The following is a 14,185-nucleotide window of genomic DNA, read 5'->3' as shown; positions in this document are numbered from 1 at the left end:
TTATGAAAATAAAAGGCACAGAAATAAAGAGGGTAAAGTGCGGGGCTCTATTGAGAGCCCCGACGTATTAAAGGAAGAATGGACTAGGCTGGAATAAACGTTCGACGTCGGTAATAAATTTTTTATCGGTAAGGAACATAATTACGTGGTCGCCTTGCTCAATACGCAAATTATCATTGGCGATCATGACATCATTCCCGCGCACTACAGCGCCGATAATAGTGCCCGGCGGCAGCTTAATTTCGTCGATGGCGCGGCCCACAACGCGAGAGGTGGTTTCATCTCCATGAGCTACCGCTTCAATGGCTTCTGCCACCCCGCGCCGCAGAGATGAAACGCCGACAATGTCCGCTTTACGTACATGGCTCAGCAGAGCGGAAATGGTCGCCTGCTGCGGTGAAATGGCAATATCAATAACGCTGCCCTGAACCAGGTCGACATACGCCTTGCGCTGGATAAGCACCATGACCTTCTTTGCTCCCATACGTTTGGCGAGCATGGCGGACATAATATTCGCCTCGTCATCGTTGGTGACGGCAATAAAGAGATCAACTTGATCAATATGCTCTTCAGCCAATAATTCCTGATCCGAAGCGTCGCCGTAAAATACGATCGTATTTTGCAGTTTTTCCGCCAGCTCAGAAGCACGCTGTTGATCGCGCTCGATCAATTTCACGCTGTAGTCTTTTTCCAGCCTTCGCGCCAGGCCCGCGCCGATATTGCCACCGCCGACCAGCATAATGCGTTTATAAGGCTTTTCGAGACGCTGCAACTCACTCATCACCGCACGAATATGCTGAGAGGCCGCAATGAAGAAGACCTCATCCCCCGCTTCGACAATCGTGGAGCCTTGAGGGCGAATAGGTCTGTCGTGGCGGAAAATGGCGGCGACGCGCGTATCGATATGCGGCATGTGCTCACGCATTGTGGAAAGCGCATTGCCGATCAACGGGCCGCCGTAATAGGCCTTAACGACGGCAAGACTGACCTTACCTTCGGCAAAGTTCACCACCTGCAGTGCGCCTGGATATTCGATCAAACGATAGATATTGTCGATAACCAGCTGTTCTGGCGCGATGAGATGGTCAATAGGAACCGCTTCTGAATTAAAGAGCTTCTCAGCATCGCGGACATAGTCCGGAGAACGGATGCGCGCGATTCGGTTAGGGGTGTTGAAAAGCGAGTAGGCCACCTGACAGGCCACCATATTGGTTTCGTCAGAACTGGTCACCGCAACGAGCATGTCTGCATCGTCGGCACCTGCCTCGCGTAGCACGCGCGGGTGTGAGCCATGGCCCTGCACAACGCGAAGGTCAAATTTGTCCTGTAAAACGCGCAGACGATCCCCGTTGGTATCAACGATTGTGATGTCGTTGTTTTCGCCAACCAGGTTTTCCGCCAGCGTTCCGCCCACTTGTCCTGCGCCCAGAATGATAATTTTCATATCTCGTGACCTGTTCTCAACATCACTCTTTGATTAGCTTAGCGTAAAAGAAGCCATCGCCTTCTTCCGCGCCCGGCAGGTTTTGCTGACCCGGGCATTCAGGCGTTCCCGTATCGCGCAGCGTTGCATCCGGGGTACGTTTAAGGAAGGCCGCGATTTGCTGGCTGTTTTCTTCTGGCAGTACGGAGCAGGTTGCATAAACCAGCGTGCCGCCGGGTTTAAGATGTGGCCAGATTGCGTCAAGTATGTCCGATTGCAGTTGGGCAAGTTCCTTGATATCGCGATCGCGGCGCAGCCACTTGATATCCGGATGGCGACGAATCACGCCTGTTGCAGAGCAGGGCGCATCCAGCAAAATGCGGTCAAACTGGGTTTCACCACACCATTCTGCGGGCTTGCGTCCGTCGCCCTGCTTAACCTGAGCCTTCATGCCCAGACGCTTGAGGTTGTCGTAGACGCGTGACAGGCGCTGCTCATCGACATCCACGGCCATTACGCTGGCCTGCGGAGCCACTTCAAGAATGTGCGTTGTTTTTCCGCCAGGCGCGGCGCAAAGATCGAGGATCTGTTCCCCGTTTACTGGTTCAAGCCAGGTCATGCAACCCTGAGCCGAGGCATCCTGTACGGTCACCCAGCCTTCATCAAAACCAGGTAAAGCATGTACCGGTGCAGGGGAGGCTAAACGCACGGCATCCGGATAGGCTGCATGCGTGAATCCACTCATTCCGGTTTCTTCCAGTAATGCCAGCCATGCGTCACGGGTGTGGTGATTACGGTTGACGCGTAACCACATCGGTGGGCGTTGATTATTCGCTTCGGCAATGTTTTGCCATTGCTGCGGATACGCTTTTTTAAGGCGATTCAGCAGCCAGTCCGGGTGCAGAAAACGTGTTTCGCTTTGTGCAAATTCAGCCAGTAGCTCATCCTGCTGACGCTGGAACTGACGCAGTACGCCGTTGATCAGCCCTTTCAACTGAGGGCGTTTAATCGCAACGGCACCTTCCACCGTTTCAGCCAGCGCGGCGTGAGGTGGAATGCGTGTATGAAGAAGCTGATAAAACCCCACCATAATCAAATAATGTACGGTGCGCTGTTTGCCTGTCATTGGGCGCGACATCAGCTTATTAATGAGCCACTCAAGCTGAGAAAGGGTGCGCAGGACACCAAAGCAGAGTTCCTGGAGCAGAGCTTTGTCTTTATCAGATACCTTTTGTTGCAGGGGAGGCAGGATGTTACTCAATGACTGGCCCTGCTCGATAACCTGCTCAACGGCTTTGGCCGCCATACTGCGTAGATTTTGTTTTTTCATAACTATAAAAATAAAAATGCCCGGAAACACCGGGCTTTAAGCATATATTGGATTAGGCAAGACGATTACCCGGTATAAACCATTCGCGACGGGAATTTAATAGATCCTGAGCGCTCATGGCTTTCTTACCGGCCGGTTGCAGCGATTCAAGATTCAGGATCCCTTCTGCTGTCGCAACCTGGATACCGTTCTTGCTGGCGTCGATAATCGTGCCGGGTTCAGCAGCTGTATTGCCATTAATGACTGACGCTTTCCAGACTTTCACTGGCTGCTCATCAATCTCCATCCAGCTCATCGGCCACGGATTAAAAGCGCGGATGCAGCGTTCAAGTTGAGCGGCAGACAAGGACCAGTCGAGCCGGGCTTCTTCTTTACTCAGTTTTTCAGCATACGTCACCAGCGCCTCATCCTGAACTTCCGGTTTCGCCGTATTGTCAGCAAGCTGCTGCAGCGTCTCGATAAGCCCTTGCGGACCGAGGCCTGCAAGTTTGTCATACAGCGTAGCGCTGGTATCGTCTGCAGTAATAGGGCACGCCAGTTTATGCAGCATGTCGCCAGTGTCTAAACCTACGTCCATCTTCATGATTGTGACACCGGTTTCAACATCCCCCGCCCACAGGGAGCGCTGGATAGGTGCCGCACCACGCCAGCGCGGGAGCAAGGAGCCGTGCACGTTGATACAACCCAGACGAGGCATATCAAGCACCGCTTTTGGCAGAATTAAACCGTAAGCCACCACGACCATTACGTCGGCGTTCAGGTCAGCAACCAGCTGCTGATTTTCCTGAGGGCGTAAGGATGCGGGCTGGAAAACAGGAAGCCCATGCTCTTCTGCCAGCACCTTTACCGGGCTCGGCATCAGTTTTTTACCGCGACCAGCCGGACGGTCCGGCTGGGTAAAGACGCCGACAACCTGGTGACCAGAAGATAACAGCGCGTCAAGATGACGCGCTGCAAAATCAGGGGTTCCCGCGAAGATAATACGTAGTGTTTTAGACACGATGATCCTTGTATCCGGGGGGACGTTATGCGCGAGAGCGCAAACGATCCAGTTTCTCTACTTTTTGACGAATACGCTGCTGTTTCAACGGCGAGAGGTAATCGATAAACAGCTTACCGACCAGATGATCCATCTCATGCTGAATGCAAATTGCCAGCAGGTCATCTGCTTCCAGTTCGAACGGATTACCGTCACGATCCAAAGCGCGAATTTTCACTTTTTCGGCACGTGGCACCAAAGCGCGCTGTTCCGGAATAGAAAGACAACCTTCCTCAATGCCCGTTTCACCGCTCTTCTCAAGCAATTCAGGGTTGATCAGCACCAGACGCTCATCGCGATTTTCAGAAACGTCGATCACGATAATACGTTTATGAATGTCTACCTGCGTCGCCGCCAGGCCAATGCCTTCTTCGGCGTACATGGTATCGAACATATCATCAACGATACGCTGGATTTCTGCATTCACTTCTTTAACCGGTTCAGCGACGATGCGAAGGCGCTCGTCCGGAATATGTAACACTTGCAAAACTGCCATAAATTTCCAGAGTCGTGTTCAGGAGTTGATAAGAATATTACTTCTATTCTAGACAAATCCCGGGTCGATTGACAGCATCAGTGACCAATCGCAATGATTGCGCAGGCCGCTTATGGCAGGGGGAAAGGATGACGTCTATCGAGATATGGCTACGGCTAATACACACAGGTTCATTATGTGGCGATGGAATGCTGGAAGCGGCTGCACGACTGCACAAGCAAAAAAATATCGATGCTTCCGCTGTCAGAGACGCCGGGCTGTCAGCAAAACAGGCTGAACGGTTCTTTGCCCCAGATGAGGGTGAGCTGGAGCGTAGTCTGGTGTGGCTTGAGCAGCCGGGAAATCATTTATTGACGGCAACCCATCCGCTTTATCCTCCTTTACTTCGAGCAATTCCTGATTATCCCGGTGCATTATTCGTAAAAGGTAACCCTGAAACGCTTAATGCTGCCCAGCTGGCGGTCGTGGGTAGCCGTGCGCCGTCATGGTATGGAGAACGATGGGGGAAAATTCTGTGCGAACAACTTTCGCAAAGTGGTTTCACAATCACCAGCGGACTGGCCTGCGGTATAGACGGTGTTGCTCACAACGCCGCGCTGTCTGTAAAAGGGCGTAGCGTGGCCGTACTGGGGAACGGCCTGTTTAGCATTTATCCCCGTCGGCATCAGGCGCTGGCTATGCGGCTTATCGAAGCTGACGGGGCGATAGTGTCTGAGTTCCCTCTTTCGGCGCAGCCCCGGCCGGCAAACTTTCCGCGTCGTAATCGAATTATCAGCGGGCTTAGCCAGGGTGTATTGGTCGTTGAAGCGGCAGTGCGAAGCGGCTCGCTGGTCACTGCACGATGCGCGCTCGATCAGGGGAGGGAGGTTTTCGCCTTACCCGGCCCGATTGGTAACCCGGGGTGTGAAGGACCACACTGGCTGATAAAACAGGGTGCGACGCCGGTAACAGAAGCGCGGGACATTCTTGAAAATTTGCAATATGGCTTGCAATGTCTGCAGGAAGATCCCGAAAAGCGACATTATTCATCAGATCAGGGAAAGGTGGCATTGCCATTTCCCAAGCTCCTGGCTAACGTAGGAGATGAGGTAACACCTGTTGACGTTGTCGCTGAACGTGCCGGCCAACCTGTGCCAGTAACGGTAGCACAGCTACTCGAACTGGAGTTAGCAGGGTGGATCGCAGCTGTACCCGGCGGCTATGTCCGATTAAGGAGGGCATGCCATGTTCGACGTACTGATGTATTTGTTTGAGACTTACATCCATAACGAAGCAGAAATGCGAGTGGATCAGGACAAATTGACACAGGATCTTACCGATGCGGGGTTTGAGCGGGAAGATATCTATAATGCGTTGATGTGGCTGGAAAAACTGGCTGATTATCAGGAAGGCCTCGCCGAACCGATGCAGCTTGCTTCTGACCCGTTGTCAGTACGCATTTATACCGCAGAAGAGTGTGAAAGGCTGGACGCCAGCTGCCGGGGATTCATCTTATTCCTTGAGCAGATTCAGGTGCTGAACCTCGAAACGAGAGAAATGGTGATAGAGCGTGTCATGGCGCTGGATACGGCAGAATTTGAACTGGAAGATCTTAAATGGGTGATTCTGATGGTTCTGTTTAATATCCCGGGCTGTGAAAATGCCTATCAGCAAATGGAAGAATTACTCTTTGAAGTGAATGAAGGTATGCTGCATTAATTCTATGTGTAGCACCAAGAGTTGTTATGGCCAAATCAGCACTATTCACGGTGCATAAAAACGAGCCCTGCCCGCAGTGCGGGGCTGAACTTGTTATTCGGTCCGGGAAACACGGCCCGTTTCTCGGTTGTTCACACTATCCGGAATGTGATTATGTCCGTCCTCTGAAAAGCCAGGCGGATGGACATATCGTCAAAATTCTGGAAGGACAGCTATGTCCTCTTTGTGGTGGTGAACTAGCGCTACGTCAGGGCCGTTTCGGTATGTTTATTGGCTGTAGCCGTTATCCGGAATGTGAGCATACGGAACAAATTGATAAGCCTGATGAAACGGCGATTGCGTGTCCTCAGTGTCAGCGCGGTCAGCTGGTACAGCGCCGTTCCCGCTATGGTAAGACCTTCCATTCCTGCGATCGCTACCCTGAATGCCAGTTCGTTATCAATTTCAAACCGGTAGCGGGCGTCTGCACTCATTGCAACTATCCGCTACTTATCGAGAAGAAAACGGCGCAAGGTGTGAAACGCTTCTGCGCTAGCAAACAATGTGGAAAGCCGGTAACGGCGGATCAAAATAGTGAATAATAACCTGCCATCAGGCTCCATCGCGCATGCTGTGGACGTGCTGAAAAATGAAAAAGTCATCGCCTATCCAACTGAAGCTGTTTTTGGGGTCGGTTGCGATCCTGACAGCGAGACGGCTGTGAGCCGCCTGCTTGCCTTAAAACAAAGACCCGTAGAGAAAGGGTTGATTTTGATAGCTGCGAATTACGAGCAGCTTAAGCCCTACATTGATGACTCTATGCTGACACCGGCGCAGCGCGAGACTATTTTCTCCGCATGGCCAGGACCGGTGACCTTTGTTTTCCCGGCGCAGCCGACAACACCGCGCTGGCTGACCGGACGCTTTGATTCCCTCGCCGTTCGCGTCACCGATCATCCTCTGGTGGTTGAGCTTTGCCTGGCATTTGGTAAACCGCTGGTCTCAACCAGCGCCAACCTGACCGGATTGCCACCTTGTCGTACAACCGAAGAAGTGTTGGCACAGTTCGGAAATGACTTCCCGGTTGCTGTTGGAGAGACGGGAGGGCGCCTGAATCCGTCTGAAATTCGCGACGCTTTGACCGGCGAACGTTTTCGCCAGGGGTAATCTCATGGAAACCTATGCTGTTTTTGGTAATCCGATTGCACACAGCAAGTCACCGCTGATCCATCAGCAATTTGCGGAGCAGCTGCAGATAAATCATCCCTATGGCCGCGTACTGGCACCGGTAGATGCATTTATTCCAACGCTCAAGGCTTTTTTCGCCGCAGGTGGCAAAGGTGCGAATGTGACGGTTCCTTTTAAAGAGGTAGCTTTCGAACGTGCTGATGAACTGACCGAGCGCGCTTCTCTTGCTGGTGCAGTAAATACCCTAAAACGGCTTGAGGACGGACGTCTTCTGGGCGACAACACTGATGGAATAGGTTTGCTGAGCGATCTGGAACGACTGTCGTTTATTAAACCTGGGTTCCGGGTCCTGCTGATTGGTGCGGGTGGCGCATCGCGGGGAGTACTGTTACCTCTGCTTTCTCTGGACTGTGCGGTGACCATTACCAACCGAACTTTTTCCCGGGCAGAAGCGCTGGCGGCGTTGTTTGCGCATACCGGCAGTGTAAGTGCGGTAGCGCTTGACGATCTTGCCGAACGTGAGTTCGATCTTGTCATTAATGCCACATCCAGCGGCATCAGTGGCGAAATCCCGGCGATCCCCGCTTCGCTGGTCAGCGCGCACATGTACTTCTATGACATGTTCTATCAGAAAGGGAATACGCCCTTCCTGAACTGGTGCGAACAACACGGTGCGAAACAGTTAGCCGATGGGCTGGGAATGCTGGTGGGGCAGGCTGCGCATGCGGTACTGCTCTGGCACGGGGTGTTGCCTGCAGTCGAGCCGGTCATTGAAAAGCTAAAGCAGGAGCTTTCGGCGTGAATCAGGCTATTCATTTCCCGGACAGAGAGAGCTGGGATGAGCATAAGCAGGCGGTCTGTTTTCCGGTGCTGGTGCAGGGTATGCAGCTTACCTGTGCCATCCATGGAGAAGCGCTGTTACATCGTTTTGGCGGCACAGACCCGATAGCCGTTTTTTGCGAAAATCGCTGGGATCTGGAAGAGGAAGCCAGCGATTTAATCCGCGAGCAGCAGGAAGACGATCAGGGGTGGGTTTGGTTATCCTGATCCAAATAATCATTCTTCCATTTTACGTAGTTGTTCGCCGAGTATTTTAATCCTTCGATCTCTGCCTCCTTCAGGGGGCGGATCTGTTTTACCGGGCTTCCCAGATAGAGATAACCACTTTCCAGACGTTTGTTCTGCGGAACCAGGCTACCGGCCCCAATCATTACGTCTTCTTCTACTATCACGCCATCCAGCAAAATCGATCCCATGCCAACAAGCACCCGATTACCGATAGTGCAGCCGTGAAGCATCACTTTATGTCCGACGGTAACATCTTCTCCAATGATGAGGGGATTGCCCTCCGGGTTATAAGAGGATTTGTGCGTAACATGCAGAACGCTACCGTCCTGAATATTGGTACGGGCACCGATCGACACATAATTTACATCTCCCCTGATGGCGACGAGCGGCCAGATACTGACGTCATCGGCCATTCGGACATCACCAATGACCACGCTGGTGGCATCGATCATCACGCGATCGCCTTTTTGGGGGAACAGATCTTTATAAGGGCGTAACACTGCAGACATAACTACCTCTAAGGATGAGCGCTATACGGAAGACTTGATCATATTATTGGATCGAGGCAAGGCAAAATGCGTCAATATTTAAGCAGATCGGGCGGGATTTCAGCGAAAAGCGCGGAAAATCAGCAGTCGAAAAAAAAGATCTAAAAAACACTTGTGCTAAAAATTGGGATCCCTATAATGCGCCTCCATCGACACGGCGGATGTGAATCACTTCACAGTTAACCCGGTCGGTTGAAGAGAAAAAAAATCCTGAAATAACGGGTTGACTCTGAAAGAGGAAAGCGTAATATACGCCACCTCGCAACGGTGAGCGAAAGCCGCGTTGCACTGCTCTTTAACAATTTATCAGACAATCTGTGTGGGCACTCAAAGTGACATGGATTCTTAACGTCCTCGGACGAAAAATGAATACCAAGTCTCTGAGTGAACATACGTAATTCATTACGAAGTTTAATTCACGAGCATCAAACTTAAATTGAAGAGTTTGATCATGGCTCAGATTGAACGCTGGCGGCAGGCCTAACACATGCAAGTCGAACGGTAGCACAGAGAGCTTGCTCTCGGGTGACGAGTGGCGGACGGGTGAGTAATGTCTGGGAAACTGCCTGATGGAGGGGGATAACTACTGGAAACGGTAGCTAATACCGCATAACGTCGCAAGACCAAAGAGGGGGACCTTCGGGCCTCTTGCCATCAGATGTGCCCAGATGGGATTAGCTAGTAGGTGGGGTAACGGCTCACCTAGGCGACGATCCCTAGCTGGTCTGAGAGGATGACCAGCCACACTGGAACTGAGACACGGTCCAGACTCCTACGGGAGGCAGCAGTGGGGAATATTGCACAATGGGCGCAAGCCTGATGCAGCCATGCCGCGTGTATGAAGAAGGCCTTCGGGTTGTAAAGTACTTTCAGCGGGGAGGAAGGCGATAAGGTTAATAACCTTGTCGATTGACGTTACCCGCAGAAGAAGCACCGGCTAACTCCGTGCCAGCAGCCGCGGTAATACGGAGGGTGCAAGCGTTAATCGGAATTACTGGGCGTAAAGCGCACGCAGGCGGTCTGTCAAGTCGGATGTGAAATCCCCGGGCTCAACCTGGGAACTGCATTCGAAACTGGCAGGCTAGAGTCTTGTAGAGGGGGGTAGAATTCCAGGTGTAGCGGTGAAATGCGTAGAGATCTGGAGGAATACCGGTGGCGAAGGCGGCCCCCTGGACAAAGACTGACGCTCAGGTGCGAAAGCGTGGGGAGCAAACAGGATTAGATACCCTGGTAGTCCACGCCGTAAACGATGTCGACTTGGAGGTTGTGCCCTTGAGGCGTGGCTTCCGGAGCTAACGCGTTAAGTCGACCGCCTGGGGAGTACGGCCGCAAGGTTAAAACTCAAATGAATTGACGGGGGCCCGCACAAGCGGTGGAGCATGTGGTTTAATTCGATGCAACGCGAAGAACCTTACCTACTCTTGACATCCAGAGAACTTAGCAGAGATGCTTTGGTGCCTTCGGGAACTCTGAGACAGGTGCTGCATGGCTGTCGTCAGCTCGTGTTGTGAAATGTTGGGTTAAGTCCCGCAACGAGCGCAACCCTTATCCTTTGTTGCCAGCGGTTAGGCCGGGAACTCAAAGGAGACTGCCAGTGATAAACTGGAGGAAGGTGGGGATGACGTCAAGTCATCATGGCCCTTACGAGTAGGGCTACACACGTGCTACAATGGCGCATACAAAGAGAAGCGACCTCGCGAGAGCAAGCGGACCTCATAAAGTGCGTCGTAGTCCGGATTGGAGTCTGCAACTCGACTCCATGAAGTCGGAATCGCTAGTAATCGTGGATCAGAATGCCACGGTGAATACGTTCCCGGGCCTTGTACACACCGCCCGTCACACCATGGGAGTGGGTTGCAAAAGAAGTAGGTAGCTTAACCTTCGGGAGGGCGCTTACCACTTTGTGATTCATGACTGGCGTGAAGTCGTAACAAGGTAACCGTAGGGGAACCTGCGGTTGGATCACCTCCTTACCTTAAAGAACCTGCCTTTGTAGTGCTCACACAGATTGTCTGATGAAAAGTAAGCAGCAAGGCGTCTTGCGATTGAGACTTCAGTGTCCCCTTCGTCTAGAGGCCCAGGACACCGCCCTTTCACGGCGGTAACAGGGGTTCGAATCCCCTAGGGGACGCCACTTGCTGGTTCGTGAGTGAAAGTCACCTGCCGTCATATCTCAAAACTGACTTACGAGTCATGTTTGAGATATTTGCTCTTTAAAAATCTGGATCAAGCTGAAAATTGAAACGACACATCTTAATGGTGTGTTCGAGTCTCTCAAATTTTCGCAATCATGAAGTGAAACATCTTCGGGTTGTGAGGTTAAGCGACTAAGCGTACACGGTGGATGCCCTGGCAGTCAGAGGCGATGAAGGACGTGCTAATCTGCGAAAAGCGACGGCGAGGTGATATGAACCTTTGACCCGTCGATGTCCGAATGGGGAAACCCAGTGCAATCCGTTGCACTATCGTTAACTGAATACATAGGTTAACGAGGCGAACCGGGGGAACTGAAACATCTAAGTACCCCGAGGAAAAGAAATCAACCGAGATTCCCCCAGTAGCGGCGAGCGAACGGGGAGCAGCCCGGAGTCTGAATCAGCTTGTGTGTTAGTGGAAGCGTCTGGAAAGTCGCACGGTACAGGGTGACAGTCCCGTACACGAAAATGCACAGGTTGTGAACTCGAAGAGTAGGGCGGGACACGTGGTATCCTGTCTGAATATGGGGGGACCATCCTCCAAGGCTAAATACTCCTGACTGACCGATAGTGAACCAGTACCGTGAGGGAAAGGCGAAAAGAACCCCGGCGAGGGGAGTGAAAAAGAACCTGAAACCGTGTACGTACAAGCAGTGGGAGCACCTTCGTGGTGTGACTGCGTACCTTTTGTATAATGGGTCAGCGACTTATATTCTGTAGCAAGGTTAACCGTATAGGGGAGCCGCAGGGAAACCGAGTCTTAACTGGGCGTTAAGTTGCAGGGTATAGACCCGAAACCCGGTGATCTAGCCATGGGCAGGTTGAAGGTTGGGTAACACTAACTGGAGGACCGAACCGACTAATGTTGAAAAATTAGCGGATGACCTGTGGCTGGGGGTGAAAGGCCAATCAAACCGGGAGATAGCTGGTTCTCCCCGAAAGCTATTTAGGTAGCGCCTCGTGAACTCATCTTCGGGGGTAGAGCACTGTTTCGGCTAGGGGGCCATCCCGGCTTACCAACCCGATGCAAACTACGAATACCGAAGAATGTTATCACGGGAGACACACGGCGGGTGCTAACGTCCGTCGTGAAGAGGGAAACAACCCAGACCGCCAGCTAAGGTCCCAAAGTCATGGTTAAGTGGGAAACGATGTGGGAAGGCACAGACAGCCAGGATGTTGGCTTAGAAGCAGCCATCATTTAAAGAAAGCGTAATAGCTCACTGGTCGAGTCGGCCTGCGCGGAAGATGTAACGGGGCTAAACCATGCACCGAAGCTGCGGCAGCGACGCTTATGCGTTGTTGGGTAGGGGAGCGTTCTGTAAGCCGTCGAAGGTGTGCTGTGAGGCATGCTGGAGGTATCAGAAGTGCGAATGCTGACATAAGTAACGATAAAGCGGGTGAAAAGCCCGCTCGCCGGAAGACCAAGGGTTCCTGTCCAACGTTAATCGGGGCAGGGTGAGTCGACCCCTAAGGCGAGGCCGAAAGGCGTAGTCGATGGGAAACAGGTTAATATTCCTGTACTTGGTGTTACTGCGAAGGGGGGACGGAGAAGGCTATGTCAGCCGGGCGACGGTTGTCCCGGTTTAAGCGTGTAGGTGTGTGTTCCAGGCAAATCCGGTTCACTTTAACACTGAGGCGTGATGACGAGGCACTACGGTGCTGAAGTGATAAATGCCCTGCTTCCAGGAAAAGCCTCTAAGCATCAGGTAACACGAAATCGTACCCCAAACCGACACAGGTGGTCAGGTAGAGAATACCAAGGCGCTTGAGAGAACTCGGGTGAAGGAACTAGGCAAAATGGTGCCGTAACTTCGGGAGAAGGCACGCTGATATGTAGGTGAAGTCCCTGCGGACGGAGCTGAAATCAGTCGAAGATACCAGCTGGCTGCAACTGTTTATTAAAAACACAGCACTGTGCAAACACGAAAGTGGACGTATACGGTGTGACGCCTGCCCGGTGCCGGAAGGTTAATTGATGGGGTTAGCGGCAACGCGAAGCTCTTGATCGAAGCCCCGGTAAACGGCGGCCGTAACTATAACGGTCCTAAGGTAGCGAAATTCCTTGTCGGGTAAGTTCCGACCTGCACGAATGGCGTAATGATGGCCAGGCTGTCTCCACCCGAGACTCAGTGAAATTGAACTCGCTGTGAAGATGCAGTGTACCCGCGGCAAGACGGAAAGACCCCGTGAACCTTTACTATAGCTTGACACTGAACACTGGTCCTTGATGTGTAGGATAGGTGGGAGGCTTTGAAGCGTGGACGCCAGTCTGCGTGGAGCCGTCCTTGAAATACCACCCTTTAATGGCTGGTGTTCTAACGTGGACCCGTGATCCGGGTTGCGGACAGTGTCTGGTGGGTAGTTTGACTGGGGCGGTCTCCTCCCAAAGAGTAACGGAGGAGCACGAAGGTTAGCTAATCCTGGTCGGACATCAGGAGGTTAGTGCAATGGCATAAGCTAGCTTGACTGCGAGAGTGACGGCTCGAGCAGGTGCGAAAGCAGGTCATAGTGATCCGGTGGTTCTGAATGGAAGGGCCATCGCTCAACGGATAAAAGGTACTCCGGGGATAACAGGCTGATACCGCCCAAGAGTTCATATCGACGGCGGTGTTTGGCACCTCGATGTCGGCTCATCACATCCTGGGGCTGAAGTAGGTCCCAAGGGTATGGCTGTTCGCCATTTAAAGTGGTACGCGAGCTGGGTTTAGAACGTCGTGAGACAGTTCGGTCCCTATCTGCCGTGGGCGCTGGAGAATTGAGGGGGGCTGCTCCTAGTACGAGAGGACCGGAGTGGACGCATCACTGGTGTTCGGGTTGTCATGCCAATGGCACTGCCCGGTAGCTAAATGCGGAAGAGATAAGTGCTGAAAGCATCTAAGCACGAAACTTGCCCCGAGATGAGTTCTCCCTGAGACTATAAGTCTCCTGAAGGAACGTTGAAGACGACGACGTTGATAGGCCGGGTGTGTAAGCGCAGCGATGCGTTGAGCTAACCGGTACTAATGAACCGTGAGGCTTAACCTTACAACGCCGAAGCTGTTTTGGCGGTGAGAGAGACGATTTTCAGCCTGATACAGATTAACAGAATTTGCCTGGCGGCTTTAGCGCGGTGGTCCCACCTGACCCCATGCCGAACTCAGAAGTGAAACGCCGTAGCGCCGATGGTAGTGTGGGGTCTCCCCATGTGAGAGTAGGGAACTGCCAGGCATCAAATTTAG

At 52.5% G+C, this 14,185-nt stretch carries 11 protein-coding genes, 1 tRNA gene and 3 rRNA genes; 10 read left to right on the top strand and 5 right to left on the bottom strand.

Annotated elements, in window-relative coordinates; genetic code table 11:
* Nucleotides 1–67 precede the first annotated feature (67 nt).
* From trkA to def, 4 genes are read right to left on the bottom strand one after another with little or no spacing between them, the layout of a single operon-like run.
* On the bottom strand, nt 68–1,444 hold the full coding sequence (gene trkA, locus DG357_RS20670; protein WP_014885463.1) for a Trk system potassium transporter TrkA: 1,377 nt from the start codon (nt 1,442–1,444) through the stop codon (nt 68–70).
* 22 nt (nt 1,445–1,466) lie between these two features.
* Entirely contained in the window at nt 1,467–2,753 is a 1,287-nt protein-coding gene (gene rsmB, locus DG357_RS20665) for a 16S rRNA (cytosine(967)-C(5))-methyltransferase RsmB (RefSeq protein WP_088204499.1), read from the bottom strand.
* A gap of 52 nt (nt 2,754–2,805) precedes the next feature.
* Nucleotides 2,806–3,753: a methionyl-tRNA formyltransferase gene (gene fmt, locus DG357_RS20660; RefSeq protein ID WP_088204500.1), complete on the bottom strand. Its 948-nt coding sequence runs from the start codon at nt 3,751–3,753 to the stop codon at nt 2,806–2,808.
* Between the two features lie 25 nt (nt 3,754–3,778).
* Entirely contained in the window at nt 3,779–4,288 is a 510-nt protein-coding gene (gene def / locus DG357_RS20655) for a peptide deformylase (RefSeq protein WP_006812188.1), read from the bottom strand.
* 128 nt (nt 4,289–4,416) lie between these two features.
* Here def and dprA point away from each other — a divergent pair, with 128 nt between their 5' ends.
* From dprA to DG357_RS20625, 6 genes are read left to right on the top strand one after another with little or no spacing between them, the layout of a single operon-like run.
* On the top strand, nt 4,417–5,541 hold the full coding sequence (gene dprA / locus DG357_RS20650) for a DNA-protecting protein DprA (protein ID WP_059355522.1): 1,125 nt from the start codon (nt 4,417–4,419) through the stop codon (nt 5,539–5,541).
* Nucleotides 5,513–5,986, top strand: coding sequence for a DUF494 family protein Smg (gene smg, locus DG357_RS20645; RefSeq protein WP_008503477.1), 474 nt, complete (start codon nt 5,513–5,515; stop codon nt 5,984–5,986). Before dprA ends, smg begins: the two co-directional genes overlap by 29 nt.
* A 26-nt stretch (nt 5,987–6,012) precedes the next feature.
* Complete coding sequence (locus tag DG357_RS20640) at nt 6,013–6,567, top strand: DNA topoisomerase family protein (protein WP_060571878.1); 555 nt, start codon at nt 6,013–6,015, stop codon at nt 6,565–6,567.
* A complete protein-coding gene (gene tsaC, locus DG357_RS20635; RefSeq protein ID WP_045630331.1) occupies nt 6,560–7,132 on the top strand; it encodes an L-threonylcarbamoyladenylate synthase type 1 TsaC in 573 nt (190 codons plus the stop codon). Before DG357_RS20640 ends, tsaC begins: the two co-directional genes overlap by 8 nt.
* Nucleotides 7,133–7,136: 4 nt before the next feature.
* On the top strand, nt 7,137–7,955 hold the full coding sequence (gene aroE / locus DG357_RS20630; protein ID WP_088204501.1) for a shikimate dehydrogenase: 819 nt from the start codon (nt 7,137–7,139) through the stop codon (nt 7,953–7,955).
* Nucleotides 7,952–8,200: a DUF1488 family protein gene (locus DG357_RS20625; RefSeq protein WP_028014624.1), complete on the top strand. Its 249-nt coding sequence runs from the start codon at nt 7,952–7,954 to the stop codon at nt 8,198–8,200. Before aroE ends, DG357_RS20625 begins: the two co-directional genes overlap by 4 nt.
* Here DG357_RS20625 and DG357_RS20620 read toward each other — a convergent pair.
* Complete coding sequence (locus DG357_RS20620; protein ID WP_049138489.1) at nt 8,176–8,730, bottom strand: gamma carbonic anhydrase family protein; 555 nt, start codon at nt 8,728–8,730, stop codon at nt 8,176–8,178. The genes DG357_RS20625 and DG357_RS20620 overlap by 25 nt on opposite strands.
* 472 nt (nt 8,731–9,202) lie before the next feature.
* Between DG357_RS20620 and DG357_RS20615 the strand changes: the two genes are divergently transcribed.
* From DG357_RS20615 to rrf, 4 genes are all read left to right on the top strand, one after another.
* Nucleotides 9,203–10,742: ribosomal RNA gene (locus tag DG357_RS20615) — 16S ribosomal RNA — on the top strand.
* An 85-nt stretch (nt 10,743–10,827) separates the two neighbouring features.
* Nucleotides 10,828–10,903, top strand: a tRNA-Glu gene (locus tag DG357_RS20610).
* Between the two features lie 183 nt (nt 10,904–11,086).
* Nucleotides 11,087–13,991 (top strand): 23S ribosomal RNA (locus DG357_RS20605).
* A gap of 67 nt (nt 13,992–14,058) precedes the next feature.
* Nucleotides 14,059–14,174: ribosomal RNA gene (rrf, locus tag DG357_RS20600) — 5S ribosomal RNA — on the top strand.
* Together the 16S, 23S and 5S rRNA genes with 1 tRNA gene alongside form the textbook arrangement of a ribosomal RNA operon.
* Nucleotides 14,175–14,185 lie beyond the last annotated feature (11 nt).

Origin of the sequence: Enterobacter bugandensis (assembly GCF_900324475.1) — a bacterium.
Classification (GTDB): Bacteria; Pseudomonadota; Gammaproteobacteria; order Enterobacterales; family Enterobacteriaceae; genus Enterobacter; species Enterobacter bugandensis.
This window is presented reverse-complemented; position numbering and strand designations above follow the sequence as displayed.

Bases quoted from the DNA above. Each gene is read 5' to 3' on its own strand.
- trkA (WP_014885463.1), bottom strand. From the start codon at position 1,444: ATGAAAATTATCATTCTGGGCGCAGGACAAGTGGGCGGAACGCTGGCG.
- rsmB (WP_088204499.1), bottom strand. From the start codon at position 2,753: ATGAAAAAACAAAATCTACGCAGTATGGCGGCCAAAGCCGTTGAGCAG.
- def (WP_006812188.1), bottom strand. From the start codon at position 4,288: ATGGCAGTTTTGCAAGTGTTACATATTCCGGACGAGCGCCTTCGCATC.
- dprA (WP_059355522.1), top strand. From the start codon at position 4,417: ATGACGTCTATCGAGATATGGCTACGGCTAATACACACAGGTTCATTA.
- smg (WP_008503477.1), top strand. From the start codon at position 5,513: ATGTTCGACGTACTGATGTATTTGTTTGAGACTTACATCCATAACGAA.
- DG357_RS20640 (WP_060571878.1), top strand. From the start codon at position 6,013: ATGGCCAAATCAGCACTATTCACGGTGCATAAAAACGAGCCCTGCCCG.
- aroE (WP_088204501.1), top strand. From the start codon at position 7,137: ATGGAAACCTATGCTGTTTTTGGTAATCCGATTGCACACAGCAAGTCA.
- DG357_RS20620 (WP_049138489.1), bottom strand. From the start codon at position 8,730: ATGTCTGCAGTGTTACGCCCTTATAAAGATCTGTTCCCCCAAAAAGGC.